This window comes from Dermacoccus sp. Tok2021 (genome assembly GCF_019895135.1).
Lineage (GTDB): Bacteria > Actinomycetota > Actinomycetes > Actinomycetales > Dermatophilaceae > Dermacoccus > Dermacoccus abyssi.
This window is the reverse complement of the sequence record NZ_JAGTHU010000006.1, coordinates 64,899-90,088: the sequence shown is the minus strand read 5'-3', so window position 1 is coordinate 90,088 and position 25,190 is coordinate 64,899. Positions and strand designations below refer to the sequence as shown.

Sequence of the window (25,190 nt, the reverse complement as noted above, 5' to 3'; positions counted from 1 at the left end):
ACCCATCACACACAAATCGCACTATCCGCCGAACGAAACGTTCGCTAAAGTGAACACATGGCCTACCTGAGCGAACGCGTCGGAGCGCAGATCAAGCTGCGCCGCGAGCAGCGAGGGTTCTCCCTCACCGAGCTCGCGCGACGAGCTGATCTCGGCAAGGGCACCCTGTCGAATCTCGAGGCGGGGCGCGGCAACCCGACGCTCGATACGCTCGACGCCCTGGCGCGAGCCCTCGGCATCCCGCTCACCGACCTGCTCACGGTTCAGCCCACCGGCCAGGCCACCGTCGTGCGCGCCGAACCCGCACCACACGACGAGTTCACCCGTCAGTTCCTCGCGCGCGTCGGCGGAGGCCGCAGCCTCGAGATCTGGCGTCTGCACATGCCGCCCGGCGACGTCTTCGACGGCGTTCCGCACACTCCCGGCACGGTCGAACACATCATCCTCGTGAGCGGCTCGCTGCGGGCCGGCCCCACGGACGCCCCCGTTGATCTGGAGCCCGGCGACCTCGTCGCGTTCCCCGGGGACGCACCCCACCGCTACATCGCCGGCCCCGAGGGGGCCGACATGCACTTCGTCTTCGCCACGCCCACGCTCGGCTGATCACCCAGAAGGAGCACCCTTGTCCCTCGCCACCTGGCTCACCCTGCTGTCGGCCTGGATCGTCGCCGTCGCCTCCCCCGGGCCCGACTTCCTCGCCGTCATGCGCACCTCGGCAACCTCGGGTCGCCGGAAAGGGCTGTTCGTCGCCGCCGGCGTGACGACCGGCATCGCCCTGTGGGTCGTGCTCGCCCTCACCGGCCTCGCCGTGGTCTTCGCCCAGTACGAGGCCGCCTACAAGGTGGTGCGTTACCTCGGCGCGGCGTTCCTCATCGGGTACGGCCTGCGCATCCTGTGGAGCCTGCGTCGCAGCAGCAGCAACAACGATGACGACGCAGAGGCTCCCGGAGCCAATGCGGCCGCCGCGTCAGCACCCCTCGCGACCCGCAGCGTGTGGAAGGCGTACCGCATCGGCCTCGTGACGAACGTCGCCAACCCGAAGGCCCTCGTCTTCTTCGGCGCCCTGCTCGCCTCGATCGTGCCGCACGGTTCGCCGTTGCTCGCCCAGCTCGAGGTCTTCGCCACCATCGTCGGCGTCGCGTTCGCGTGGTTCGCGAGCCTCGCGTGGATCGCGTCCGGCGAACGCGTCGCGAACGGCTATCGCCGCGCAGCCCGCCGTATCGACGGCGCGGTGGGTGGCGTGTTCACCGTCATCGGCGTCTCGCTCGCCGCGAAGGCGTGACCTTCGCCGCAGCGACGGAGGCGGTTGCCCCGACATGACGAAAGCCCCCAGGTGAGACCTGGAGGCTTTCGTGCGCTGAGCCGCTTGTCGGAATCGAACCGACGACCTTCTCATTACGAGTGAGACGCTCTGGCCGACTGAGCTAAAGCGGCACCGCTGGGCTCGGAGAATCTCCGGCAGCGAGGCTAGACATTACACGAGGACTCAGGCGAACGCGAATTGCGGGGGCCCTCCACGCGCTCGCCCACCCGTCGAACGGGTGTCGCGAAAAAAGCGTGAGGACAACCCTCAGCAGGTGGTCTTCTCCGGAAGGTTCTTACCTTCGAGCAAGTAGGAGTCGATGGCCGAGTCGACGCACTCGGAGCCGCGGCCGTAGGCCGTGTGACCGTCACCGTCGTAGCTCACGAGACGCCCGTTCTCGAGCTGCTTCTCGAGGCGTTCGCTCCACTCGTACGGTGTGGCCGGGTCGCGGGTCGTGCCGACGACAACGATCGGTCCGGAGCCCGCCGCCTTGACCGGCTTGGCCTCACCCGTGGCCTTGACCGGCCAGTCCGCGCAGATGGCGCCGGCCCAGGCGAGCTGCGAGCCCCAGGTCGGGGCGTCCTTGGCGAGCGCCTTCGATTCCTTTTCGTACGTCGCGACGCCGCCCGTCGGGGCCGGGCGGTCGAGGCAGGTGACAGCGTTGATGACCTGCATGATGTTGCCGTTGTAGGTGCCGTCGTCGTTGCGCTCGGCGTACTGCTTGCCCGAGGCGAGCAGGAGCGTCCCGTCACCGTTCATCGCCCCGCGCAACGCATCCGTCAGGCCCGGCCAGCTGGCCTCGTCGTAGAGGCCCGCGGCGATGCCGTTGACGGCCCACCCCTCGGTGAGTCGATCGATGCGCGAGTCACCCTCGGCGCGAACGGTCTTGTCGTCGAGGCCCACGAGGAACTCCTGGAGTTTCTTCTTGCCGGCCGCCGGTTCCGAACCGAGCGGGCAGTCGGATTCCTTCGTGCAGGAGGCGAGGTAGGCGTCCAGTGCCGTTTCGAATCCCTTGGCCTGTCCGGCGTTGAGCTCGGCCATCGTGAGGTCGGGTGGCAGCACGCCGTCGAGCACCATGCGCCCGACCTTCTTCGGGAACTGCTCGGCGTAGGAGGCTCCGAGGAACGTTCCGTACGACTTTCCGAGGTAGTCGAGCTTGTCCTCGCCGAGGGCCGCGCGCAGAACGTCCATGTCCTTGGCCGCTTCCTCGGTGGAGACGTGGCCGAGCAGCGGGCCAGCGTTCTTCTTGCAGGCGTCGGCGAAGGACTTGTCGGCGGCGAGCAGTTCCTTCTGTTCTGCCGCGTTGTCGGGTGACGGATCGGCACCGAGAAGATCGTCGAGCTCGGCGTCGCCGACGCACGTGATGGCCGCCGAACGTTGAACGCCTCGCGGGTCGAAGCCCACGACGTCGAAGCTCTCGCGCACGCCCGAACTGACGATGCTGTCGGCGGCCGCGGCATAGTCGACACCCGAGGCGCCGGGTCCACCCGGGTTGACGACGAGCGACCCCTTCTTCGTGCCGGTGGCTTTCTGGCGGTTGACCGCGATCTCGATCGTGGCACCGTTCGGCTTGGCGTAGTCGATGGGCACGCGCAGCTTCGCGCACTCACCCTCGTCGCACTCTTCCCACTCGAGCTTCTGGGAGTAGAACGACTGCAGACCCGACGGAGCGGGCCCGGCCTTCGATGCCGACGTGGTGGCACTGCCCGCCCCGGTTGCCTCGGAGTGCGACGACGACGAGCTGCAGCCGGCCACCAGCGTCAGTGCAGCAGCCGCCGCGAGGGCCGTGCGCAGTGAGCGGGGGGTGGCGCGTCGGGTCATGGGGTCTCCTCGGGGCGTCACAGGGGAAGTTCGAGCGCGATGCACATGGCTTCGAGCGCGAGCAGAGGCGGCACGTTGGCGGCGATGCGTTCGCGTGCGGTGGCGATGGCGTCGAGGGCGAGCAGCAGTTGCTCGGGTGTCAGCGCCCGCGCGAGCTGTTCGACCTCACCGACGATGTCGGCGTTGACGAGGTCGACCGGCTTGCCCCAGCGCACGACCATGGCGTCGCGGTACATCGAGGCGAGGTCGATGAGGGCACGGTCGACGACGTCACGCGCGAATCGCGTGGCCCGCGTCTTCTGCTCCTTCTCGAGCTGATTGATCGCCGAACGCACGTGCGGGGGTTGGGTTCTCGCCGACGTGTCGGCGCCCAACTGCTCGAGCAGCTTGGCTTTCTCCTGGGCGTTGCGCTCCCCCGACGACGCGCCGGATTCGTCCTCGGCGATCGACGCGAGGTCGGCGGCGGCCTTGAGTGCGTCACCGAGCCCGCGGATGGACAGGGCGAGCAGGAGGGTCTCCCGTCGGCGGATCCGAGCGCCTTCGTCACGCGCGAGTCGGCGAGCGATGCCGATGTGCGACTGCGCGGCGCGGGCCGCGTACGTGGCCATGGCCACGTCGACTCCGTCGCGGCGCACGAGAAGTTCGGCCACGGCTTCGACCGGAGGGATGCGCAGGCGCACGTGACGAGACCGGCTGCGGAGCGTGACGATGATGTCCTCGACGCTCGGCGCACACAGCAGCCAGACGGTGCGCGGCACAGGCTCCTCGAGGGCCTTGAGCAGGGCGTCGGCGGCGCGTTCGGTGAGGCGGTCGGCGTCCTCGATGACGATGACGCGCCAGCGCCCCACCGACGGCGACGACTGTGCCGCGAGCGCCAGATCGCGGGCCTCGCGGACCTGGATCGTCAGACCCTTCGTCGAGACGATCTGGACGTCGGCGTGAGAACCGTCGAACGTGGTGCGGCATTCGCGGCACTCACCACACCCGCCCTGTGGGCACTCGAGCGCGGCGGCGAACGCGCGGGCCGCGTTGGAGCGCCCCGAGCCGGGCGGGCCGGTGAGGAGCCACGCGTGCGTCATGCGGCGGGGGTCGGCGATAGCCTCCGAGAGCGTGCGGACGGCATCGTCCTGGCCGACGAGATCGCGCCACACGCCTTCGCCGATGCCCGGAACGGAGCGCACCTCGGGCGCCTGCACGCTCATCGACGCGCCGCCAAGGTCTGTTCGAGTCGGGTGCGAACCGCAGCTGCGATGTCCTCACGCGGCAGCGAAGCGTCGAGGACGAGGTAACGCTCCCCGTCGCGAGCGGCGAGTGCGAGGAAGTGTTCGCGCACGCGCGCGTGAAAGTCGTCGGCTTCACGTTCGAGCCGGTCTTCGCCGCCGCGGCCACCACGGCGGGCGCGGCCGTCAGCCGGGTCGACGTCGAGCAGCACCGTGAGCTCGGGCGTGAGGCCCGTGGTCGCCCAGCGTGAGATGGACTCGATGTCGGCGGCGTCGAGCGCGCGGCCCGCGCCCTGGTAGGCGATGGACGAGTCGATGTAGCGATCCTGCAGGACGACGTCGCCGCGTTCGAGCGCCGGGCGCACGAGTGTCTCGACGTGGTGAGCCCGATCGGCCGCGTAGAGCAGCGCCTCGGCGCGGGGCGCGACGTGGTCGCCGTGGAGGATGAGCTGCCGGATCGCGACTCCGAGTTCGGTGCCGCCCGGCTCGCGCGTCGTGACGACGGCGTGGCCCTGCTCCTCGAGCCAGGCCTGGGCGAGCGCGATCTGCGTCGTCTTGCCGGCGCCGTCGCCGCCTTCGAACGTGACGAAAAGACCTGCGCGTGCGCTGCCACTGACACCATCGCGGGCCGCGCCGGGCACGGGGGCGAGCAGTTCCTCGTCACGCACGTCGTCAGCCATGCGCACACCCTACCGAGGCGCACCGACAACGCCGGATCGCCGCTCGGTCGCGGCGGCCCGACGCGTCAGGACACAACGCGCCTGACCGCCTCGTCGGCACCTCAACCACCCCGATTCGGGACGCAAGGTGCCGCCGCGCCCCGCCCGCACCCGACGCCTGCGGAGGTCCGCCCTCACCCCGCGCCCGAGAAATTCACGAACCGCAGTTCTCGTCCACACCCCGCTTGGCGCAGTAGACCGTGATCACCGAGGTGACGTACGGCGCGAGGTCGGGCTCGACGTCGTCGTAGGTCTTCGCGAACCGCGGGTCAGCGCTGAACATCTCACCCATGCCGCGCAGCATCGGCAGCGGGACGTCGTTGAACCACGTCTCGATGTGGTCGCGGTGCGCCTGGACCGCGGCGTCCGCCTGCTCGGAGCCCGGTTCCGCGCCGTCACGCTTGGCCTGCGCGAACCGCTCCATGACGGCGTCGCCCTCGGCCTTGATGCGAACCCACTGTTCCTTCGTGTACGACTTCGCGCGGCGCTGCGACTCCTTGTACGCGTCGGTCTCGCCCCAGCGGGCCTCGGCTTCCGCGTCGTAGTTCTCGTCGTAGCCGGTGCCGAAGATCTCCTTCATCTCGCCTTCGGTGATGGCGTAGTCACTCATCGGTTCCTCCCTCGTCAGTGCGGTGTCGATGGCCCGCACGAGCCCGTTCAGCTCGTCGAGCCTGGCGATGACCGCCTCCCTGCGTCGGCGAAGCTGCTCGGTGAGCGCATCGTCGTCCGCCAACACGGCGCCGATGTCCGCCAGTGGCATCTCGAGACGCCGCAGCAAAACGACGCGGGCGAGACGTTGCACGTCGCCCGGCGAGTACAGCCGGTAGTCGGCCCAACTGCGCTCGCTCGGCGTGACGAGGCCGATCGCGTCGTAGTGGTGCAGGGTGCGCACCGTGATGCCGAAGCGTTCGGCCACTTGGCCCACCGTCAACAGGTCGTCGGTCATGTCACCACCCCACCGCCTCACGCAGCGTGAGGGTCAAACACGGGCGCGGAAAGTCACTGCGCGTAGCCGATCTCGGCGTCCTCGGCCTGCTCGTCGAGGCCGTAGACCGACCCCCGGTAGCTGGGAGGCGTCACGCCGGTCGCGGCATCGCGCCGCAGGAGTGGCTTGGCGATGGCGTGAAGAAAGATCGGTGCGAGCACGAAGAACCACAGCATGATGCTGCCGATCGTTCCGATGACACCGAACATGAGGGCCGCGGACCACGCGCCGTCCCGGAGGCCGAGACGAACCACCGACACGAGCGTCCAGACGACGGGACTCAGCGCGCACCACAGCTGGCACGCCGTGACACGGTCGCCGAGCGACAACCCGGCCGAACGCCGAAGCGCCACCAGCGCCAGGCCCGTTGCGGCGAGGGCATGCACGCCGACGATCCAGGCCGCAGCGATGAAGACCGCCCCGGCGCTCCAGCCGTCACCCGACGGGCCGTCGCCGAACGCCCCCGCTCGCCCCGCCAGGAGGACGACGAGGAGCCACAGCACCCCGACGACGCTGCTCGCCGCCACGGTGCCGACACCGATGGCGGCCGCCTTCGTCAGGTCGGCACTCAGCGGCGCCGTGCGATCAGTCTGCTGCTCGGTCTTAGTTCCCGTTCCCACGGCGACATTGTTCACCGTCGACGAAGGCCGAACGAGTGCGTTTCCACAACGGTTCGGTGACGAACAGCCGCCGCGGCTCGTTCAGACACGCACGTCGGAGGGGACGCCACCGTCCACCCCGGGCGCAGCCGAGCCATCCGACCGGACGCTCAGGGGCCTGCTGTCGCCCCGGTTGTCTGGGGAGATGACGGGTCGGCACCGGGTTCCTCCTGCGTGACGGGGTGACGACACAGCGATCCCCGGACCACCAACGCGACGACGAGCGGTGCGAGGGTGACGCACCACATCGCCACCCCAGCAGCACTCATTCCGATCCCGAGACCGATCGCCGTGAGGCCTCCTCCGTCTGACGATCCGGTCGTGAGCCACCCGGTGAACACGAGCGCGCAGATGACCGGGCTCGCCGCCGTCCAGAGCACCATCGACAGCACGCGTCCGCCCGCGCTCGCACCGCGGGTGGAGCGGAGCGACACGAATCCGAGAACCCACGCCACCAGTGCGCAAGGCACGGCGACCCACAGCGCCGAGCGGGCGAGTTCACCCCCGGAAAAGCGCCCGTCAGCCTGAGTGCCGAGGCCGAAGTCCGAGCCGAGGGTGAAGCCCACGACCGTCACGGCCACGACGCCCCACCCGGCCGCAGCGACGGCAGCCACTCCGGCGAGCAGAAGATCGGCCCTGCGCGTGGCGCCCGCCGTCTCGGTTCGTTCCCCGGTGTCCATGCGCCTCGTTCTGTCACATCTGCCTGTGCGGTGCCCGAATGTGCCACGGTGAACGCATGGCACACGTCCTGCTCCTGCACTCCGCACTCGGCTTGCGCCCGGCCGTCCACGAGTTCGCTGCCGACCTGCGCGACCTCGGGCACACCGTCGAGACTCCCGATTACTACGACGGCCACGTCTTCGACTCCGAACGCGACGGCATTGCCTACCGCGACGAGGTCGGTGTTCCCACGCTGATGAAGCGCGCAAAGGGCTACCTCGACGGGCTGCCTGAGGACGCCGTTCTCGGCGGCTTCTCCCTCGGCGCGTTCTTCGCACAGGCTTTCGCCGCGAAACGGCCCGACGCCCGCGCCGCTCTCCTCCTGCACAGCGTGGCCCCACCCCAGGGCGAGTGGAACGGTGTGCCGGTGCAGGTGCACCGCTACGCCGAGGACCACTGGATCGACGAACCCGACGTTGCGGCGCTGCGTGACGCGGTGGAGGCCTCGGGGGCGTCCTTCGAGGACATCGTTGTGCCCGGCCGCGGTCACTTGTTCACCGACGCCGGCACCCCGGACGGCGACGCTGACGCCACCCGTACCTCGCTCGAACGCATCGCCGCGCTGCTCAACGGCTGAACCTTCCGTCAGAGCGAACGAAGAGGTCGCCTCCCCGAGCGGGGAGGCGACCTCTTTTCGTCGTGACGTTCGGTTCAGGCCTTCTTGGCCGTCTTCAACGTGCTCTTGGCGGCCGTCTTCTTCGTGGCCGTCTTCGCCGTCGTCTTCTTGGCGGTCTTCTTGGTCGACTTCTTCGCTGCCTTCTTGCGCGTCGTCGGCCCCTTCGCCCGCTTCTCGGCGAGCAGCTCGAAAGCCCGCTCGGCCGTCAGGGTCTCGACGTCGTCGTCCTTGCGCAGCGTCGCGTTGGTCTCGCCGTCGGTGACGTACTCACCGAAGCGACCGTCCTTGACGACGACCGGCTTGCCCGACGCAGGGTCGGCGCCGAACTCCTTGAGCGGCGGCTTCGCAGCCGCGCGGCCACGCTGCTTCGGCTGGGCGTAGATCGCCTCGGCCTCCTCGAGCGTGATGGAGAACAGTTGCGACTCCGTCTCGAGCGAGCGGCTGTCGGTGCCCTTCTTGAGGTAGGGGCCGTACCGGCCGTTCTGCGCGGTGATCTCGACCTTCTCGGTCTTCTCCGTGCCGTCGTCAGCCGTCTTCTTCTCCTCGACGACGCCGACGACGCGCGGCAGCGAGAGCAGCTTGAGCGCGGTCTCGAGGTCGATCGTCGCGAGGTCCATGTCCTTGAACAGCGACGCCGTGCGCGGCTTCGGCTTGGCAGCCTTCTTCTTCGGCTTCTCGTCGGCGGCGGGGGCCTCGTCGGCCAGCACCTCCGTGACGTACGGGCCGTAACGACCGGCCTTCGCGACGATGTCGCGGCCCGTCTCCGGGTCCTGTCCGAGCACGCGACCGTCATCGTCGGCCGCTTCGAGCAGTTCGCGGATCTTCGCCGGCGTCATCTCGTCCGGCGCGATCTCGTCGGTGATCGACGCGCGGCGCGGCGTCGCCGACGCAGCGGCCTGCGCGTCCGCACCGTCCTTGACCTCGCCCGTGGCCGGGTCGACGCCCTCGGGCACGTCCTGCTGGACGTACGGCCCGTAACGGCCGACGCGCACGACGTAGCCCTCACCGATCGGAATGGTCGAGATGCCGCGGGCGTCGATCTCGCCGAGGTCGTCGACGAGCTGACGCAGGCCCTCGGCCGATGCGCCTTCGTCACCGAAGTAGAAGCGCGACAGCCAGCGGGCGCGCTCCTCGTCACCGCCGGCGATCCGGTCGAGGCCCTCCTCCATGGATGCGGTGAAGTCGTAGTCGACGAGGCTCGGGAAGTGCGTCTCGAGCAGGTTCGTGACGGCGAACGCGAGCCACGTCGGGATGAGCGCACTGCCGCGCGTTCGCACGTAACCGCGGTCCTGGATCGTGCCGACGGTGGCGGCGTACGTCGAGGGGCGGCCGATGCCGCGTTCCTCGAGCGCCTTGACGAGCGTGGCCTCGGTGAAACGAGCCGGCGGCGACGTCTCGTGGCCGAGCGCTTCGGCGCGCAGCACGTCGAGGGAAACGCCCTCGGAGAGCTTCGGCAGGCGACGCTCCGAGTAATCGTTGGAGTAACGGTCGGCGTCGCGCCCCTCCTCGTACGCGGCGAGGAATCCGCGGAAGGTGATGACGGTGCCGCTGGCCGAGTACTCGGCCTGCTTGGCCACGCCGGAGCTCTCGACCGGCACGGTGAGCTTCACCGAAGCCGTCGAGCCCTTGGCGTCAGCCATCTGCGAGGCGACGGTGCGCTTCCAGATGAGTTCGTAGAGCGCGAACTCGGTGCCGCGCAGCTGGCCGGCCACCTGCGCCGGCGTGCGGAAGCGGTCACCCGCGGGACGGATCGCCTCGTGGGCTTCCTGCGCGTTCTTTGCCTTGCCCGCGTAGCGACGCGGCGCGTCCGGCACGTACTCGGCGCCGTAAAGGTCGCGTGCCTGCTGGCGCGCAGCGCTGATGGCCGACTCCGACAGCGTCACCGAGTCGGTACGCATATAGGTGATGTAGCCGTTCTCGTAGAGGCGCTGCGCGACACGCATCGTGTCCTTCGAGCCGAGGCGCAGCTTGCGGCTCGCCTCCTGCTGCAGCGTCGAGGTGATGAACGGCGCGCTCGGCTTGCGCGAGTACGGCTTCTCGCTGACGGCGGAAACGCTCGCGTGCGACGAACGCGTCGACTCTGCGATCTTCTCGGCGGCAGCGCCGTCGAGGTGGCGCACGCCCTTGCTCTTGAGCACACCGTCGTCACCGAAGTCGCGGCCGGAGGCCACGCGCTCGCCGTCGACGGAGCTGAGCTTGGCGACGAACGACTGGCCGGCCTTCGCCTCGAACTCGCCCTCGACGTCCCAGTAGGACGCTGCGCGGAAGGCCATGCGCTCGCGCTCACGCTCGACGACCATGCGCGTCGCGACCGACTGCACACGACCGGCCGACAGCCCGCGGCGCACCTTGCGCCACAGCACCGGCGAGACCTCGTAGCCGTAGAGGCGGTCGAGGATGCGGCGCGTCTCCTGCGCGTTGACCATCTGCATGTCGAGGTCGCGCGTGTTGTTCGCGGCACGCTGGATGGCTTCCTTGGTGATCTCGTGGAACACCATGCGCTTGACGGGCACCTTCGGCTTCAGCGTCTCGTACAGGTGCCACGCGATGGCCTCGCCCTCGCGGTCCTCATCGGTGGCGAGGTAGAGCTCGTCGGCGTCCTTGAGGGCCCGTTTGAGCTCGGCCACCTTCTTCTTCTTGTCCGCGTCGACGACGTAGTACGCGTCGAAGCCGTTGTCGACGTCGACGGCGAACTTGCCGTACGGCCCCTTCTTCATGTCGGCCGGGAGTTCGCTCGGCGTGGGCAGATCACGAATGTGACCGACGCTGGCGTCGACGACGTACTCGTCCCCCAGGTACGCGGCGATGTTCTTGACCTTGTTCGGCGACTCGACGATGACGAGTTTGCGGCCTGACGACACGTGTTGCTCCTTTGCTGTCGATCGCGGGGCGCCGGATTCGTCGGCGCCGCCCCAGTGCGATCGCTATGACCGTACCCGACGCCTCCGAGTGCCCGAACAGGCCGATCGCCCGGACGACACGCCGTTCCCTGCCTGAGGGTGGAACAGTTGAAGGCTCAACGGTGTTGCACCGTCATGACATCGCCCGTGGCCACGCCGCCCTCCTCCGACTCACGACCGCCCGTCCTCTACCTGAGCCACGGTGCTCCCCCGCTCGCCGACGACGCGACGTGGACTCGCGAACTGGCTTCGTGGTCAGGCGCGTTCACCAAGCCGAAGCAGATCCTCATGGTGTCGGCGCACTGGGAGAACGCCCCCGTCACCGTCTCCTCGACGACCGGTGCACCCCTCGTCTACGACTTCTGGGGCTTTCCGCAGAAGTACTACGAGGTCACCTACGACGCGCCTGCGGCGCCGGAGCTCGCCGAATCCGTGGCGCGCCTCCTCGGCACGCCCGACACCCCGATCTACCAGGACACCTCGCGCGGCCTTGACCACGGCGCCTACGTGCCGCTCGTCGAGATGTTCCCAGACGCCGACGTTCCCGTCCTGCAGATGTCGATGCCGACGCTCGACCCGCGTGAGCTCTTCGAGCTCGGGCGCAAGCTCGCGCCGCTGCGTGACGAGGGCACCCTGGTCGTCGGTTCGGGGTTCACGACGCACAACCTGTCGTGGTTCAACCCCGTGGCGGATTGGCCCGCCCCCTCGCCGTCCGTCGAGTTCGACCACTGGGCTGCGGAGACGATGGCGAGCGGCGACCTCGACGCGTTGTTCGACTTCATCCACAAGGCCCCGGCTGCTCACGAGGCGCACCCGCGCACCGAGCACTGGGCACCGCTCTACGTCGCCCTCGGCGCGGCGAACCCCGACGGAGCCGCGAGCGCCACATCACGCACGAGCATCGACGGCTTCTGGCACGGGCTGAGCAAGCGGAGCTGGCAGCTCGACTGAGGTGCGGCGGGTGGGCGACGAACCTCGAACTTCCGCAAGAACATTGGGTGGCAAACCACACCCGGGGCACCCGAGAGGACGTACTGTTCTTCTCAGATGTCCAGGGGATTCAGAACTTTTTCCGAGGTGCAGGGTGAACGCCTCGAAGAAACATGGAACCGAACGCCTCTGGGCTCCGTCACAAGAGCAGTTGACACCGCCCACAAGGAGGAATCCCATGTCACTCATTCGCAAGGCACTGCCGCTCACCTTCGCTGCTGCAGTCGGCCTTTCCGGCTGCACGATGAACGTCGGTTCCGAGGGCGAGTCGAGCTCCGGCTCGTCCACTCAGTCCCAGACGTCGAGCGAGTCGCCCAGCTCGTCGGAGCAGTCGTCGGAAGAGTCGTCGGAGAGCCCCAGCTCCACCGAGAGCCCGAGCTCCGAGGAGTCGTCGGAAGAGTCGTCCGAGAGCCCCAGCTCCTCTGACAGCCCGAGCTCTGACGGCTCCTCGTCGTCGAAGCGTCTCTCGTCGAGCGAGCTCGGCAACTACGCCTCGACGAACGCCGTCCGCGCCTGCGCCATCAAGGACATTGCCTACAACGGCACGGCCCGCTTCTGCGGCTCCGACCACGAGGACATCACGGCCGATTACAAGGGTCAGCAGCTGTGGGTCACGTTGGCCACGAAGTACGAGAAGGGCGCCACGTACAGCTACACCGTCTCGAACGGTCAGCAGTCGCAGACGAAGTCGCTCCCGTCGAGCAACCTCAACGACGGAGACAGCGCCACGGTCGCCGTCTACGTCCCGATGCGCGTCTCGGGTGACTACAAGGTCACCTACAAGAAGAACGGCGCCCAGATCGCCGAGAAGTCGGTCAAGGTCTCGGTCGACTGATCACCTCAAGCACGGCCGACGGCCCCGCTCCTCACATCGAGGGGCGGGGCCGTCGCTCGTCCTGCGGGCTCTCGGCGCGGCCGGTCAGCCTTCCACGCGTTCGAGCATCCCGTTGGCGATGAGCCGGCGCAGCAACGGCAGCGTCCCGGCGATGACCTCGTCGTCCGGCACACCGACGAGTGAGGCGATGGCGACGAGCGCGGTGCGGGCGCTCATCGAGCCGTCACAGACCGACAGGAACGCCGCGAGCACGGTGTCGGCCTGGATCGAGAGGCCCAGCCCACCGCCCTGACGGATCATGATGACGCTCGGGTCGTCCGCGCCCGGCTTCGTGTGGCGCTCCTCGGTGACGTCGGGTGCGGCCCGCCACGTGCCGTCGAGGAGGTCGTCGTCGCTCGTCAGGGCCAGCCAGGAGCGGGCTCGCAGCCCGGCGTCGATCGTCGGGCCCATGGCCGATGCCACCGGGCCGCGCTCGTCCATGAGGTCGACGAAGGGATCGCGCTCGGACTCGGGCCGCTGCAGCGTCACGATGCCGAATCCGATGCTCTCGACTCCGCGTGCCGCGAAGTCGTCGAGCCATGCCGCGTACATGGCACCGTACTCGGGTGAGTTGACGCCGGCACCGCCGTCACGGGCCCACAGTTCGGCGTACTCGAACGGATCCTGAACCTCGCGCTGGACGACCCACGCGTTGAGTCCGGTGCCCTCGAGCCATTCGGTCCAAACCTGCTCGAACCCGTGGCCTTCGCGCATCTCCCAGTTACCGAGGAATTGTGCGATACCGCCGGGCTCGAGGTGATCACCCACGGAACGCACGAGGTCGCGGATGACGCCGTCACCCACAGCGCCGCCGTCGCGGTACTCGTAGCCGGGCATGCCCTCGGCGCGTGGCGTGATGACGAAGGGCGGGTTGCTCACGACGAGGTCGAAGCGGCGGCCCGCGACGGGCTCGAGCATCGAGCCGGCGAGCACTTCGAGCGGCAGGCGGTTGAGGGCGGCGTTGAAACGAACGAAGTCGAGGGCGCGCGTCGCGAGGTCGGTGGCGACGATGTGCTGCACGTGCCCCGCGAGGTGAACGGCCTGGACGCCGCAGCCAGTGCCGAGGTCGAGAGCAGCGGCCACCTCTCGGCGCGGGGTCCAACGCGCGAGCGTCGTGGACGCACCGCCGATGCCGAGCACGTGATCGGTGGCGAGGACGCTGCCCGTCGCGAGCTCCGACAGGTCGGAGGCGAGCCACCACGAGGAGTTCTCGTCGCCGTAGGGGCGCAGGTCGACGGCCGAGCGCAGCCCGGAGTCTGCCGGAACCGCGAGACCGAGACGTTCGAGTCCCTTGGCCCGTAGCGACGGGAAGGCCGCGTCGAGAGCGTCGAGGGTGTGAGTCTCGCCGAGGGTGAAGAAGCGGACCATCGTGGCCACCGGGTCGTCGCTGCCTGCGAGGGCACGACGCGCGGGAAGAGGCTGCTCCCGGTGCAACGCGGCGGACGCGCCCGGGCCGAGAAGCTCTGCGACGTGCTCGACGGTGTAATCGGCGACGACGAGGTCGTCTCTCAGCGCTTCGACGAGGTCGGTGGCTTCTGCGTCGGGGACGGGCATCCGGGAAGACATGCCCCCAGTATGGCGTTGCCGTCTCCGGTCGAACGCGGCGCGGCTCAGGCCGAGATGGCGGCGACCGACGAATCGACGTCCGTGTCGATGGCGAAGATGTTGTCGAGGCCGGTGATCTTGAAGTTGCGCAGCACGTGGGGGTTGGTGATGACGACGCGCATCTGTCCCTCGAGCAGACGGACGGCCTTGAGGCGTCCCACGAGGACGCCGAGGCCGGTGGAGTCGAGGAAGCCCACGTCACGCAGGTCGGCCACGATGTTGTGGTGCCCGGCCGCGAGTACCTTCGAGATCGCGTCACGCACCGTGGGTGCCGTGTACACGTCGACCTCACCGTCGAAGGCAACGACGACCACGTCACCTTCGCGATGCATGTTCACCTTGAGGTCCACGTGCGCGACCCTCCTGTTCGGTCGTGGTCTGGCAGGGGTGCGTCGAGCGTTAGTTTGTCATCTGGCCACCGAAAGTCAACGCCCGGCACCGCTTCTGGGCCCTGGGGAGGGACGCTCGCGATGACGTACGACGCCCGGTGCTCCCCGGATCAGATGCTCGACATCCTCGCCGGGCAGGGCACCGGGGAGTTGCGTCACGTACGTCGACGGCCCGCTCGCGAGACCGTGACGGCGCCGTGGCCGGACTCTGTTCCGGCTCTCGTGCGGTCGACTTTCGAGGGCACCGGAATCCACGAACTCTGGTCGCACCAGAGTGAGGCCATCGCTCGGGTGATGGCCGGTGAGCACGTCGTCGTCGCGACGGGCACTGCGTCGGGAAAGTCCCTCGCCTACCAGGTGCCGATGCTGTCCGCCGCCACCGGTGCGCACGACCCGGCTACCCCGTCGATGTTCGCCTCGCTGCGCGGCGCGACGAGTCTCTACCTGTCGCCGACGAAGGCGCTGGCAGCCGATCAGCGCACCCGCCTCGAAGCCTTGGCCGTGCCGGGCGCGCGCCTGGCCACCCTCGACGGTGACACGCCTCCCGACGAACGACGTTGGATCCGCGACCACGCGAACGTCATCCTCACCAACCCTGACCTGCTCCATCACTCGATGCTGCCCGCGCACGAACGGTGGTCGATGTTCTGGCGCTCGTTGCGACTCGTCGTCATCGACGAATGCCACATCTACCGAGGTGTCTTCGGGGCGCACACGGCCGGCGTGCTGCGACGGCTGCGGCGTATCGCGGCCCGCTACGGGGCCGAGCCGACGTTCGTGCTCGCCTCGGCGACAGCAGCCGACCCTGCCAGGCACGCTCGCGCGCTCACGGGGCTCGACGTCACCGCCGTCACGGACGACGGCTCGCCGCGCCCGGCGCTGACGTTCGGCCTGTGGGAGCCCGGGCCTCCGCCCGGCGCGGAGGCCGAGCACGAGGTTTCCTCAGCACTCGACGGAGCTCGTGGTTCGGATGACCCCGCCGATTCCTCAGCCGACGTCACGGACGATCTCGGCCGCCGCAGCGCCGTGGCAGAGACCGGTGACCTCTTCGGCGCGCTCGTCGGTTCCGGGGTACAGACGCTCGCCTTCGCGCGCTCGCGGGTCGGCGTCGAGGTGGTGGCCGACATGGCCCGTCAGCGGCTGTGGAACGAGGGGCTCGACGAATCCCTCGTGGCCGCGTACCGCGGCGGATACCTGCCCGAGGAGCGCCGCGCCCTCGAGCGCGGACTGCGCACGGGAACGTTGCGGGGCATCGCCGCGACGAGCGCGCTCGAACTCGGCATCGACGTCAGCGGGCTCGACGCCGTGCTCCTCGCGGGTTGGCCGGGCACTGTGGCGTCGTTGCACCAGCAAGCGGGCCGGGCCGGACGCTCGGGGCGAGACGCCCTGGCCCTGTTCGTGGCCGCCGACGACCCGCTCGACACCTACCTCGTCCACCACCCCGACGTGTTCTTCGGCCGACCGGTGGAGGCCACCGTGATGGACCCGACGAACCCGTACGTCCTCGCTCCGCAACTCGCGTGCGCGGCCGCCGAGTTGCCTCTCACCGAGGACGACGAGGCCCTCTTCGGGCCGGGTATGTGGCCGCTCGTCGACTCGCTCGTGGAGCGCGCCGTCCTGCGGCGACGCCCGACCGGTTGGTACTGGGCCCGCGACGACCGCCCCGGCGACCACGTGTCGCTGCGCGGCGAGGGTGGCGACGACGTGCGCATCGTCGAATCGCGCACCGGCCGAGTGCTCGGAACGGTCGACGGCGAACGGGCGCACTCGAGCGTCTTCAAGGGCGCGGTCTACGTGCACCAGGGCGTCTCGTACGTCTCCACGGAGTTGGACCTCAAGGACGGCAGCGCGCACGTCGTGCGCGGCAACCCCGGGTGGTCGACGGCCGCTCGCTCCGTCAGCGCGTTCGACATCATCGGCTCGAGCGCCAGCCGTGCGTGGGGCGCTGCGACGCTGCACTACGGCGACATCCGGGTGACGACACGCGTCACGTCCTTCCTTCGGCGTCTGCCGTCGGGGGAGGTGAAAGGCGAGCACCCGCTCGACCTGCCGGAGCGCACCCTCGTGACGAAGGGCGTGTGGTGGACCCTGCCCGAGGACGAGCTCGCCGACGCAGGCATCACCCCCGACGTGGCCCCGGGCGCCCTTCACGCCGCCGAGCACTGCTCGATCGGTCTCATCTCGTTCGTGGCGCAGGGTGATCGGTGGGATATCGGCGGCGTCTCGACGGCGCTGCATCCGGACACGGACATGCCGACAGTCGTCGTCTACGACGCCCTGCCCGGAGGGTCGGGCTTCGCCGAGCGCGCCTACGCGCGGGCCACGGAGTGGCTGACGGCGACGAAGGAAGCGATCGAGACGTGCGCGTGCGAGTCGGGCTGCCCGGCGTGCATCCAATCGCCGAAGTGCGGCAACGGCAACAGCCCTCTCGACAAGCACGGTGCGATCGCTCTGCTCGACCTGCTGTTGCGCGACGCCTACGACGACCCGGCCAACTGACGCGTGGCTGCCCCGTGCTCGACGCAGGATGTGAGCTCTGGTCCGATCTGTGAGCGGCGCCGGTCACACACCGGGCCGAAACTCACACCTTGGCGTCGATTCGTTGCCCCCGTCATGGTCCACGCCCCTCGGGGGCGCCGGCGCGGGCGAGACCGCGTGCTTCGCGTCCGAGCGGCGCGGCGCGCGTGACCGCGACCTGCACCGACGTCGAGCGCACGACACACGACGTGACGCGCGCACCGTTGCGCTCGGCCGTCGTGGCGGCCAGGGCGCAGGGCGACGACCCCGGTTGCGCCGACGAGCCGAGCAGCACACTGGCCGCGGCGAGTGCTGCCTGATCGGCCGCGAGGCGGGTGCGCTCGGTGTCGATCGCGGTGCGCGCGTACGTGACGATCACACCGGCGAGCAGGACGAGCACGACGATGACGCCAAGCATCGTCACCGTGACCGAGCCGCTGTCGTTCCGGGCCTTCGGAGATCCCTGACCTCCCCCGCCGTGACCGTCTCGCACCCGGCCGAGTCGGCTCAACCAGCGTTCACGAGCCCGCAGTGGACGCGTGCGACCCCGCGCGGACCACCCGGTCACGGCGAGCCTCCCGAGCTGTTCGCAGCGTCACCCTCGTCCCCGCGTTCTGCGGCAGCCACCGCGCCGGCGGTGATGTCGCCGAGCGCCCACCCGAACCCGCGTGGAGCGGGAACGGAGACGGCCACGCGCACCCATTGCGAGCTCCGCGTGATCGACGTGGCTCCGGAGACACCGCTCTGGCGGACGGCCGCGCGCACGGCATCGTCGCTCTCGGCCCGGGCGGCAACCCTCGCGCCCACGGACGCGGCATGCCACGCCCGATGGTGCAGCAGCAACAACTGGGCAAGACCGACGACGAAGGCGAGCACGAGCGCAACCGCAGGCAAGGCCACGGCGAATTCGGCTGTTGCCATGCCCGATTCGCCGTCACGTTCGTGCGTTCCGTGCCTGCGGCGCGCTCGTGTCATCGTCACGTCAGCGGGTCGAGAGAGCCGACGAGATGATGCCTTCGAGGGCCGAGCGCACGGTCGCGGACTTCACGACGGCGATGAGCACGGCCGCGAAAGCAACCGCGGCGATGGTGCCCACCGCGTACTCGGCCGTGGACATGCCGGCCTCGGCGCGTTCGGCGGCCGCTTGCCAGCGGCGCAGCAGGGCGTTACGGGTACGACGGGTCACAGCGATCATGGCGATCTCCTCAGGGGTTGAGTTCTTTCGAGTGGTGCGCCGGAGGGCGCGCCGCCGGGGTTCCGGCGGGGTTCGGGGGTGGCCGATGCCAGGTGTCAGCCGAGGGGTTCGACGAGACCCATGACGAGGGGGACGACGGTGAGCAGGACGAAGGCGGGCAGGAAACACAAACCGAGCGGCAGGACGATGCGGACTCCGGCCTTCGCTCCGGCGACAGCGATGCGCTCGCTCTCGCCGACGCGCAGGTCATCAGCGGCCCGCCGCAGAAGGGTGGACGGCGGAGCTCCCGCCCGAGCAGCGAGCGCGAAGGCTCCTGCGGCCGGACGCCAGGCCGAGGAGGCGCCGGCCCAGGCACCGTCTCCGTCGACGCCCCAGCGCATCGCGGCAGCCACACGGGCCAGCGGCTCGCGGACGCCCGGCCCGGTTGCCGCGGACACGGCTTCGAGGGCTGCGACGGTGGGGGCTCCACCCGCGAGCGCCAGGGCGAGCAGGTCCATCGCGTGGGCGACGACCATCGGCGACTCCTCGACCGTGTCGCGTTGCTTCGCCTCCCGTCGGGATGCACCGAAGGCACGTTCGGTCAGGGGCCGAGCGGGCCAGACGCCAACGGCGAGAAGAACCAGTGCGAGGGCGATCACGGCGTCACCGCCGGAGGCTTGAGAGCCGAGGCAACCATGCGCTGCGACCAGGTGGCGCCGGCCCACAAGAGGGCCAACCCGGGCCACAGGGTGAGCAGGCCCGATGTGCCGCTGTAGATCTCGAAGACATCCACGCCGAGCATCCACGCGAGCGCCATGCCCAGAACTGGCAGGAGGACGAGGACACCCATCGTGGCCTTGGCGCCCGCGGTCGCTGCCTCCAGGGCTCGATCGTGGCGACGGCGTGCCCGTAGGTCCGCTGCCGCACTCGTCACGGCGTCGGCCAGCGGACACCCGTGTCGATCGGACATCTCCCACGCCGCCGCAATGTCAGCGCACGCCGGCAGCCTCCACATGACGCCCAGTTCGCGCCAGGTGTCCGCGAGATCTCCACCGGAGCGGGCCGCGTGACGCAACCGCTGCCACCCCTGGCTCGAGTGGGTGCCCCCGTCTGCGTAGGGGGCGACAACGAGCTCGACAGCATTCGACGTAGGAGCACCGGCTCGCAGAACGGCACCGAGCGCATCGAGAACGGCGAGACATTCGGCCTGGGGATCACTACGAGCGAGAAGACCGAAGCGCGACCCGGTTCGCGGGGTGCGCGTCAACGTGAGCCATCTCGGGGCGGGCCACAGCCCAACGGCGACTGCGAGCGCGAGCGCGCACCACCACAGGGCGGTGTCGGACGGCCACGTCATGACGCCGCTCCGTCCATGAGCGCGCCGAGTTCGTCCCACGCCTCACCATGGCGCCCACCTCTCCAGGCGCTGCGCACTGTGAGGCCGCGGTGATCGCCGTCGAGGACCCCGATGCTCCCCACCCGACGTAGCCCGCCGGATCGCTCGAGGTGCACCACGACACGGAGCGCGGAGCGCAACTGCGTACGCACGGCCTCGGGGCTCAACCCGGCCAGCGCGCCGAGCGCTTCGAACCGGGCGGGGACGTCACGTGGCGCGTTGGCGTGCACGGTGCCGCATCCACCCTGGTGGCCGGTGTTGAGCGCAGACATGAGTTCGCGCACCTCCGCGCCACGTACCTCGCCGACGACGATGCGATCCGGGCGCATCCGCAACGATTGGCGCACGAGCGTGGTGAGGCTGACCTCTCCCACGCCCTCGACGTTCGGACGTCGTGCTTCGAGCCGCACCACGTGAGGGTGAGCCACCGACAGTTCACGGACGTCCTCGACGAGCAGAATGCGCTCCGAGATCGGCACGCGGGCCAACATTGCGCCCAGCAGTGTCGTCTTGCCGGTTCCCGTGCCTCCGCTCACGACGAAGGCCGTTCGGCTCGTCACAAGTCGCGTGAGCAGGCTTTCGACCTCGGGGGAAACGCTCCCGAGCCGCACGAGGTCCTCGAGCAGCGGTCGTTCACTCGCCGGCACACGCAGGCTGAGGTGGGCAGCGCCTTCGACGAGCGGTGGCAGCAGCGCGTGCAACCGAGCACCGCCGGGCAGTACGGCGTCGACGAACGGGCTCGCGTCGTCGAGCCGCCGCCCGGCCACCGCGGCGAGCCGTACCGCGAGACGCCTCACCGCCTCCGCGTCCCCGAGGTCGACCCCGACTTCCTCGAGACCTTCTCCGCGGTCGATCCACACCCCGTCACAACCGTTGACGAGGACGTCGGTGACTCCCTCGATCTCGATGACACCCTGGAGCGGTCCGGCCCCGAGCACGTCAGCTCCGAGGCGCTCACCCAGCACGGAGGTCTGCGCTCGTGAGTACACGGGAGCGTCCGCATCGACGATCGCCGCGAGCGCCGCAGCACTCGGTGCCCGTCCGGCGTAGATCTCCTTCCACATGCCTTCTGCTACGCCCATGCCATGCTCCGACCTCGCGAGCGGACATAGATGACGACATCCTGAACGAGGCGAGTCATCGTCCGCTCGCCCTCGCCCGGCCAGCGACCGGCCAGCACGTCGTCGGCTGCTCGGTGCCCCAGACGCCACCGGGTGGGACCGGACGTCACGACCTCCAGGTCGAGCGACTCGCCGAGTGCCACACGAGCCCGGGCGTCGGCCTCGAGCGTGACGAGCACAGGCATGAGCTCTCCGTCCAGCTTGTCGACGTACTGCTGGGCGGCTGCCATGGAGCACACGGTTCCGCGCACGAGGAGGACGATGACGTCGCACTCCGTCGGTTCTGCCGGCTCGTGGGGCGCCAACGTGACGACCGACCAGGCCGCTTCGCCCGCGAGCGCCCCGAGTACTGCGCTCCGCACGAGGCGATCGTGAACACGGGGTGCACCTCGTCCGTGCGAGAGCACCCGGACCCCGTCACGTTCCGGCAGTGCGGCGAGGAGCTTCTGCGCGTCGATGTCGGGGCCGGCGCCTCGCAGCGCGTCCCAGCGTGCGCCCGCCTCACGGTCGAGGTCGAGGACGACGTCGAGACCACCTGTGCCCGGTTGTCCGTCGACGAGGACGACCGGGCCGCGGTCCTGCGCCGTTCGATCCGTACCTGGAGACCGTGCGAGATGCCGTGCCACGGCACAGGCGAAGTACGCGGCGTCGGCGGCTGAATCGGGGCAGACCACCCCGATACGGCGCAGTTCGCCGCGCTCGCTGCCCACCTCGTCGGGGGCTGGTGGGCCGAAGAAGTCGGCGTCGAACTCGTCCATGCACGCCAGAGTCGGCCCACAACCTCGACACCGTCCACGACGCGTCGGACGACCTTGTGGACGGGGCCGCCTGAACTACCGAAACGGCGCTCACCGCGTCGCAGATGTGGACGACGGCCCCCGTGCCGGGGGCCACCGCGGCCGCATGGGAGTAGGTGCAGGACATACGACAGCCCCCACCGGGGGGACGGTGGGGGCTGTCTTTACGTGCATACCCTTGGGGGTGCGGTATGCACGTCAGCGCTCGACCCGAAGGGAGCGCACGCCCCTAATGTGCCATGAGTGGCCACACGTTGCAACCGGCCCGCACATACCCGGTCAATACAGTAGCAACGGTTCGATAAATGAGAAACCGACTCGCCGGACGTTTTTTATTTGTTCTTATCGCAGGCGGCCGGCCAAAACGGCGTCCGAAATGGCGCCTCCTTCGGCGGCGCCCCGCTCCAGCGCCCCAGCGCTGAACTGCAGCCACAGGGCCACGCCGTCGCGCGTTCCCGAGGCATAGGCGGCCAGGGCGCCCGCATATCCCGCGCTCGCTTCACGCAGGTAGCCCACCTCGGGCACGGCCACACCCGTCGGGTCGAGCCCACACGACTGGACGAGCGCACGCTCGAAAGCTCTTGCCACCACACCGTTTCCGCGCGCGAACGGACGCATGACGGCGATCTCCGCATGCGCAATGGCCCCGACGACGAGGGCCGGCACCTTCTCGTGGCACGCCACCACCTCGTAGAGCCCGGCCAGACGCCCCGGCAGGTCGAGCGGGTCGCACGCCGGGCCGGCCTCGACGAGTTCCTCGCACGTCTCCCCCGGCGACCGCGGGCGCCCCACCTCGTCGGCGGAGAGCAGTTGCGAACCGGCGGCTACGTGCAGACGCGCCAACGCCTGCGCGGGCGACGACAGTATGATCGAACGAACGTGCTCACTCTCGAGCGTCCCCTGAACACTCGCACGAAGCACTCGCTCGAGCGGGTCGGGCTCGGGCGGCCACTCGGTCATCCCCATGACGAGTTCACGCACGACATCGACGGAGACCTCGGCGCCCTCCAGCGCCGCGCCGGCCCGGGCGCCACGCACGCGCGACTCGGCGGCGGCCTGCGCCGTCCGTCGGCGCAACGCGTTGTGCCAGCGCAGCTGGGTACACGCCTCGCGGGCTCGCGTGAGGCCCGCCTCGACCTCGGGGATCGTCGCGAGCGATTGCAGAGCTTCGAGGGTGCCGGGCATGGGCATCAGCGTACTTGGACGCCGACGGAAACTACCGGCGAGTATCCACCCCTGACTTCCCAACCCCACGCGACGATGGGGTAGAAAAGCAGCCAAGTGTTGTGACCTACGCCTCGTTTCGGCGTGGTCGAAGTCGACGGAAGGAAGACAAGACATGTCCGAGACCGCCGAAGAGTACGGCCCCTTCCCGCCGAGCCCGGAGTTCAGCCAGCAGGCCGTCGGGCAGAAGTCGCTCTACGAAGAGGCCGACGCCGACCGCGAGGCGTTCTGGGCCAAGCAGGCGCGCGAGCGCCTCACCTGGGCCAAGGACTTCGACGAGGTGCTCGACTGGAGCGAGGCCCCCGTCGCCAAGTGGTTCGTGGGCGGCGAGCTCAACGTGGCCTACAACTGCGCCGACCGTCACGTCGAAGCCGGTAACGGTGACCGTGTGGCGCTGCACTTCGTCGGTGAGCCGGGCGACGAGCGCGACATCACGTACGCCGAGCTCACCGAGCTCGTGCAGAAGGCCGCCGGCGCGCTCAAGGCCGCGGGCGTCGAGAAGGGTGATCGTGTCGCCCTCTACCTGCCGATGATCCCCGAGGCCGTCATCTCGATGCTGGCCTGCGCGCGTCTAGGCGCCGTCCACTCGGTCGTCTTCGGCGGGTTCTCCTCCGACGCCCTGCGCACCCGCATCGCCGACGGCGAGGCCAAGGTCGTCATCACGGCCGACGGCGGCTTTCGCCGCGGCAAGCCGAGCGCACTCAAGCCGGCCGTCGACGAGGCGGTCAGCGGTGAGACGACGGTGCAGAAGGTCATCGTCGTCAAGCGGACCGGTGAAGAGACGGAGATGACCGATAAGGACGTCTGGTGGGACGAGGCACTCGAGGCCGCCGCACCCGCGGCCGACTTCGACACCTTCGATTCAGAACACCCGCTCTTCATCCTCTACACCTCCGGCACCACGGGTAAGCCGAAGGGCATCTTCCACACGACCGGTGGCTACCTCACGCAGGCGGCGTACACGAACGCCGTCGTCCACGACGTGCACCCGGGCGAGGACGTCTACTGGTGCACCGCCGACGTGGGCTGGGTCACCGGCCACAGCTACATCGTCTACGGCCCGCTGGCCAACGGCGTCACGCAGGTGCTCTACGAAGGCACGCCGGACAGCCCGCACCAGGGCCGCTGGTGGGAGATCGTGCAGAACAAGAAGGTCTCGATCTTCTACACGGCGCCCACGGCCATCCGCACCTGCATGAAGTGGGGCAAGGAGATCCCCGCCGAGTACGACCTGTCCACGATCCGCGTGCTCGGCAGCGTCGGTGAGCCGATCAACCCCGAAGCGTGGATGTGGTTCCGCGACAACATCGGCGGGGGTTCGGCGCCGATCGTCGACACGTGGTGGCAGACGGAGACGGGCGCCATCATGATGTCGGCCCTGCCCGGCGTCACGTCGCTCGTGCCCGGTTCGGCCCAGGCGCCGGTGCCCGGCATCACGGCCGACGTCGTCGACGAGGAGGGCAAGTCCGTCGGCAACGGCGAGACCGGCTACCTCGTCATCCGCGACCCGTGGCCGTCGATGCTGCGCGGCATCTGGGGCGACCTGCAGCGCTACAAGGACACCTACTGGTCGCGCTTCGAGGACATGTACTTCGCCGGTGACGGCGCGAAGCGTGACGAGGACGGCAACATCTGGGTGCTCGGTCGTGTCGACGACGTCATGAACGTCTCGGGCCACCGCCTGTCGACGTCGGAGATCGAGTCGGCGCTCGTCTCGCACGACGCCGTCGCGGAGGCCGCAGTCGTCGGCGCCGCCGACGAGACGACCGGTCAGGCCGTGTGCGCCTTCGTCATCCTGCGCGAGGAGGCTCGCGACCAGGCCGCCGACGACGACAAGCGCGAGGAGCTCGTCCAGGCGATGCGCACGCACGTCGGCAAGCAGATCGGCGCCATCGCGAAGCCGAAGACGATCCTCGTCGTCGACGAGCTGCCGAAGACACGTTCGGGCAAGATCATGCGCCGCCTGCTCAAGGACGTCGCCGAGGGCCGCGAGGCCGGTGACGCGACGACGCTCGCCGACCCGAGCGTCATGGAGAAGATCCAGGCAGGTCTGAAGAACTAAGCAGCAGAGCGATCCGACGATGCGCGGGTGGGGCAGGCGCCCCGCCCGCGCATCTTTTCGCGAGAACGACGACAGCCGGTAAAATCGCGGGCGGTGTG

General features: G+C 69.4%; 24 protein-coding genes and 1 tRNA gene. 7 read left to right on the top strand and 18 right to left on the bottom strand.

What is annotated here, in order from left to right; translation table 11 throughout:
- Window positions 1-57: 57 nt before the first annotated feature.
- Together K9D12_RS05420 and K9D12_RS05415 are read left to right on the top strand one after the other, a co-directional pair.
- Entirely contained in the window at window positions 58-603 is a 546-nt protein-coding gene (locus K9D12_RS05420) for a helix-turn-helix domain-containing protein (protein ID WP_047312475.1), read from the top strand.
- 19 nt (window positions 604-622) lie between these two features.
- Window positions 623-1,282: a LysE family translocator gene (locus K9D12_RS05415; protein ID WP_052947100.1), complete on the top strand. Its 660-nt coding sequence runs from the start codon at window positions 623-625 to the stop codon at window positions 1,280-1,282.
- A gap of 78 nt (window positions 1,283-1,360) precedes the next feature.
- Here K9D12_RS05415 and K9D12_RS05410 read toward each other — a convergent pair.
- From K9D12_RS05410 to K9D12_RS05380, 7 genes are all read right to left on the bottom strand, one after another.
- A tRNA-Thr gene (locus K9D12_RS05410) sits at window positions 1,361-1,434 on the bottom strand.
- A gap of 136 nt (window positions 1,435-1,570) precedes the next feature.
- Complete coding sequence (locus K9D12_RS05405) at window positions 1,571-3,124, bottom strand: alpha/beta hydrolase (RefSeq protein ID WP_223059672.1); 1,554 nt, start codon at window positions 3,122-3,124, stop codon at window positions 1,571-1,573.
- 17 nt (window positions 3,125-3,141) lie between these two features.
- Window positions 3,142-4,326, bottom strand: coding sequence for a DNA polymerase III subunit delta' (locus K9D12_RS05400; RefSeq protein WP_223059671.1), 1,185 nt, complete (start codon window positions 4,324-4,326; stop codon window positions 3,142-3,144).
- Window positions 4,323-5,024, bottom strand: a complete 702-nt coding sequence (gene tmk / locus K9D12_RS05395) for a dTMP kinase (protein WP_223059670.1) — start codon at window positions 5,022-5,024, stop codon at window positions 4,323-4,325. The genes K9D12_RS05400 and tmk overlap by 4 nt, the downstream gene beginning before the upstream one ends.
- Window positions 5,025-5,217: 193 nt before the next feature.
- Window positions 5,218-6,009 carry a MerR family transcriptional regulator gene (locus tag K9D12_RS05390; protein WP_223059669.1) on the bottom strand — a complete coding sequence of 264 codons (792 nt, stop codon included), beginning with the start codon at window positions 6,007-6,009 and terminating at the stop codon, window positions 5,218-5,220.
- Between the two features lie 53 nt (window positions 6,010-6,062).
- Window positions 6,063-6,668, bottom strand: coding sequence for a hypothetical protein (locus tag K9D12_RS05385; protein ID WP_223059668.1), 606 nt, complete (start codon window positions 6,666-6,668; stop codon window positions 6,063-6,065).
- Window positions 6,669-6,817: 149 nt separating this feature from the next.
- Window positions 6,818-7,387: a hypothetical protein gene (locus tag K9D12_RS05380; RefSeq protein WP_223059667.1), complete on the bottom strand. Its 570-nt coding sequence runs from the start codon at window positions 7,385-7,387 to the stop codon at window positions 6,818-6,820.
- 56 nt (window positions 7,388-7,443) lie between these two features.
- Here K9D12_RS05380 and K9D12_RS05375 point away from each other — a divergent pair, with 56 nt between their 5' ends.
- Window positions 7,444-8,004 (top strand): dienelactone hydrolase family protein, encoded by a 561-nt coding sequence (locus K9D12_RS05375; RefSeq protein ID WP_223059666.1) that lies wholly within the window; start codon window positions 7,444-7,446, stop codon window positions 8,002-8,004.
- A 74-nt stretch (window positions 8,005-8,078) separates the two neighbouring features.
- On the opposite strand, the gene topA is transcribed toward K9D12_RS05375, so the two are convergent.
- Window positions 8,079-10,904: a type I DNA topoisomerase gene (topA, locus tag K9D12_RS05370; protein ID WP_129664904.1), complete on the bottom strand. Its 2,826-nt coding sequence runs from the start codon at window positions 10,902-10,904 to the stop codon at window positions 8,079-8,081.
- A gap of 174 nt (window positions 10,905-11,078) precedes the next feature.
- On the opposite strand from topA, the gene K9D12_RS05365 reads away from it, so the two are divergent.
- Together K9D12_RS05365 and K9D12_RS05360 are read left to right on the top strand one after the other, a co-directional pair.
- Window positions 11,079-11,894 (top strand): dioxygenase, encoded by an 816-nt coding sequence (locus K9D12_RS05365; protein ID WP_047312483.1) that lies wholly within the window; start codon window positions 11,079-11,081, stop codon window positions 11,892-11,894.
- 217 nt (window positions 11,895-12,111) lie between these two features.
- Window positions 12,112-12,768 carry a hypothetical protein gene (locus K9D12_RS05360; protein ID WP_129664902.1) on the top strand — a complete coding sequence of 219 codons (657 nt, stop codon included), beginning with the start codon at window positions 12,112-12,114 and terminating at the stop codon, window positions 12,766-12,768.
- Between the two features lie 84 nt (window positions 12,769-12,852).
- Here K9D12_RS05360 and K9D12_RS05355 read toward each other — a convergent pair whose 3' ends face one another.
- Complete coding sequence (locus K9D12_RS05355) at window positions 12,853-14,373, bottom strand: methyltransferase (RefSeq protein ID WP_129664900.1); 1,521 nt, start codon at window positions 14,371-14,373, stop codon at window positions 12,853-12,855.
- 44 nt (window positions 14,374-14,417) lie between these two features.
- The gene (locus K9D12_RS05350; RefSeq protein WP_047312485.1) at window positions 14,418-14,762 is read right to left on the bottom strand and encodes an STAS domain-containing protein; all 345 of its coding nucleotides are present in this window, start codon (window positions 14,760-14,762) and stop codon (window positions 14,418-14,420) included.
- A gap of 120 nt (window positions 14,763-14,882) precedes the next feature.
- Here K9D12_RS05350 and K9D12_RS05345 point away from each other — a divergent pair, with 120 nt between their 5' ends.
- Entirely contained in the window at window positions 14,883-17,300 is a 2,418-nt protein-coding gene (locus tag K9D12_RS05345) for a DEAD/DEAH box helicase (protein ID WP_225910956.1), read from the top strand.
- Between the two features lie 112 nt (window positions 17,301-17,412).
- On the opposite strand, the gene K9D12_RS05340 is transcribed toward K9D12_RS05345, so the two are convergent.
- From K9D12_RS05340 to K9D12_RS05305, 8 genes are all read right to left on the bottom strand, one after another.
- A complete protein-coding gene (locus K9D12_RS05340) occupies window positions 17,413-17,811 on the bottom strand; it encodes an Rv3654c family TadE-like protein (RefSeq protein WP_370633459.1) in 399 nt (132 codons plus the stop codon).
- A gap of 71 nt (window positions 17,812-17,882) precedes the next feature.
- Window positions 17,883-18,239, bottom strand: a complete 357-nt coding sequence (locus K9D12_RS05335) for a TadE family type IV pilus minor pilin (protein WP_156170382.1) — start codon at window positions 18,237-18,239, stop codon at window positions 17,883-17,885.
- Window positions 18,240-18,300: 61 nt separating this feature from the next.
- Window positions 18,301-18,513 carry a DUF4244 domain-containing protein gene (locus K9D12_RS05330; RefSeq protein ID WP_052947104.1) on the bottom strand — a complete coding sequence of 71 codons (213 nt, stop codon included), beginning with the start codon at window positions 18,511-18,513 and terminating at the stop codon, window positions 18,301-18,303.
- 95 nt (window positions 18,514-18,608) lie between these two features.
- Window positions 18,609-19,028 carry a type II secretion system F family protein gene (locus K9D12_RS05325; protein ID WP_129664893.1) on the bottom strand — a complete coding sequence of 140 codons (420 nt, stop codon included), beginning with the start codon at window positions 19,026-19,028 and terminating at the stop codon, window positions 18,609-18,611.
- Window positions 19,029-19,147: 119 nt separating this feature from the next.
- The gene (locus tag K9D12_RS05320) at window positions 19,148-19,849 is read right to left on the bottom strand and encodes a type II secretion system F family protein (protein WP_223059665.1); all 702 of its coding nucleotides are present in this window, start codon (window positions 19,847-19,849) and stop codon (window positions 19,148-19,150) included.
- Entirely contained in the window at window positions 19,846-20,970 is a 1,125-nt protein-coding gene (locus tag K9D12_RS05315; protein WP_225910955.1) for a TadA family conjugal transfer-associated ATPase, read from the bottom strand. Before K9D12_RS05315 ends, K9D12_RS05320 begins: the two co-directional genes overlap by 4 nt.
- Window positions 20,961-21,767, bottom strand: coding sequence for a hypothetical protein (locus tag K9D12_RS05310; protein ID WP_223059664.1), 807 nt, complete (start codon window positions 21,765-21,767; stop codon window positions 20,961-20,963). Before K9D12_RS05310 ends, K9D12_RS05315 begins: the two co-directional genes overlap by 10 nt.
- Before the next feature lie 381 nt (window positions 21,768-22,148).
- Window positions 22,149-22,991, bottom strand: coding sequence for a Fic family protein (locus K9D12_RS05305; RefSeq protein ID WP_129664887.1), 843 nt, complete (start codon window positions 22,989-22,991; stop codon window positions 22,149-22,151).
- A gap of 154 nt (window positions 22,992-23,145) precedes the next feature.
- Here K9D12_RS05305 and acs point away from each other — a divergent pair, with 154 nt between their 5' ends.
- Complete coding sequence (acs, locus tag K9D12_RS05300) at window positions 23,146-25,092, top strand: acetate--CoA ligase (RefSeq protein ID WP_223059663.1); 1,947 nt, start codon at window positions 23,146-23,148, stop codon at window positions 25,090-25,092.
- The last annotated feature ends 98 nt before the right edge of the window (window positions 25,093-25,190 follow it).

Coding starts and splice junctions, on each gene's coding strand:
- K9D12_RS05405 (WP_223059672.1), bottom strand. CDS start 3,124: ATGACCCGACGCGCCACCCCCCGCTCACTGCGCACGGCCCTCGCGGCG.
- K9D12_RS05400 (WP_223059671.1), bottom strand. CDS start 4,326: ATGAGCGTGCAGGCGCCCGAGGTGCGCTCCGTTCCGGGCATCGGCGAA.
- K9D12_RS05360 (WP_129664902.1), top strand. CDS start 12,112: ATGTCACTCATTCGCAAGGCACTGCCGCTCACCTTCGCTGCTGCAGTC.
- tmk (WP_223059670.1), bottom strand. CDS start 5,024: ATGGCTGACGACGTGCGTGACGAGGAACTGCTCGCCCCCGTGCCCGGC.
- K9D12_RS05315 (WP_225910955.1), bottom strand. CDS start 20,970: ATGGGCGTAGCAGAAGGCATGTGGAAGGAGATCTACGCCGGACGGGCA.
- K9D12_RS05330 (WP_052947104.1), bottom strand. CDS start 18,513: ATGATCGCTGTGACCCGTCGTACCCGTAACGCCCTGCTGCGCCGCTGG.
- K9D12_RS05380 (WP_223059667.1), bottom strand. CDS start 7,387: ATGGACACCGGGGAACGAACCGAGACGGCGGGCGCCACGCGCAGGGCC.
- K9D12_RS05365 (WP_047312483.1), top strand. CDS start 11,079: ATGACATCGCCCGTGGCCACGCCGCCCTCCTCCGACTCACGACCGCCC.
- K9D12_RS05325 (WP_129664893.1), bottom strand. CDS start 19,028: ATGGTCGTCGCCCACGCGATGGACCTGCTCGCCCTGGCGCTCGCGGGT.
- K9D12_RS05355 (WP_129664900.1), bottom strand. CDS start 14,373: ATGTCTTCCCGGATGCCCGTCCCCGACGCAGAAGCCACCGACCTCGTC.
- K9D12_RS05305 (WP_129664887.1), bottom strand. CDS start 22,991: ATGCCCGGCACCCTCGAAGCTCTGCAATCGCTCGCGACGATCCCCGAG.
- acs (WP_223059663.1), top strand. CDS start 23,146: ATGTCCGAGACCGCCGAAGAGTACGGCCCCTTCCCGCCGAGCCCGGAG.
- K9D12_RS05320 (WP_223059665.1), bottom strand. CDS start 19,849: ATGACGTGGCCGTCCGACACCGCCCTGTGGTGGTGCGCGCTCGCGCTC.
- K9D12_RS05420 (WP_047312475.1), top strand. CDS start 58: ATGGCCTACCTGAGCGAACGCGTCGGAGCGCAGATCAAGCTGCGCCGC.
- K9D12_RS05390 (WP_223059669.1), bottom strand. CDS start 6,009: ATGACCGACGACCTGTTGACGGTGGGCCAAGTGGCCGAACGCTTCGGC.
- K9D12_RS05345 (WP_225910956.1), top strand. CDS start 14,883: ATGACGTACGACGCCCGGTGCTCCCCGGATCAGATGCTCGACATCCTC.
- K9D12_RS05310 (WP_223059664.1), bottom strand. CDS start 21,767: ATGGACGAGTTCGACGCCGACTTCTTCGGCCCACCAGCCCCCGACGAG.
- K9D12_RS05375 (WP_223059666.1), top strand. CDS start 7,444: ATGGCACACGTCCTGCTCCTGCACTCCGCACTCGGCTTGCGCCCGGCC.
- K9D12_RS05335 (WP_156170382.1), bottom strand. CDS start 18,239: ATGGCAACAGCCGAATTCGCCGTGGCCTTGCCTGCGGTTGCGCTCGTG.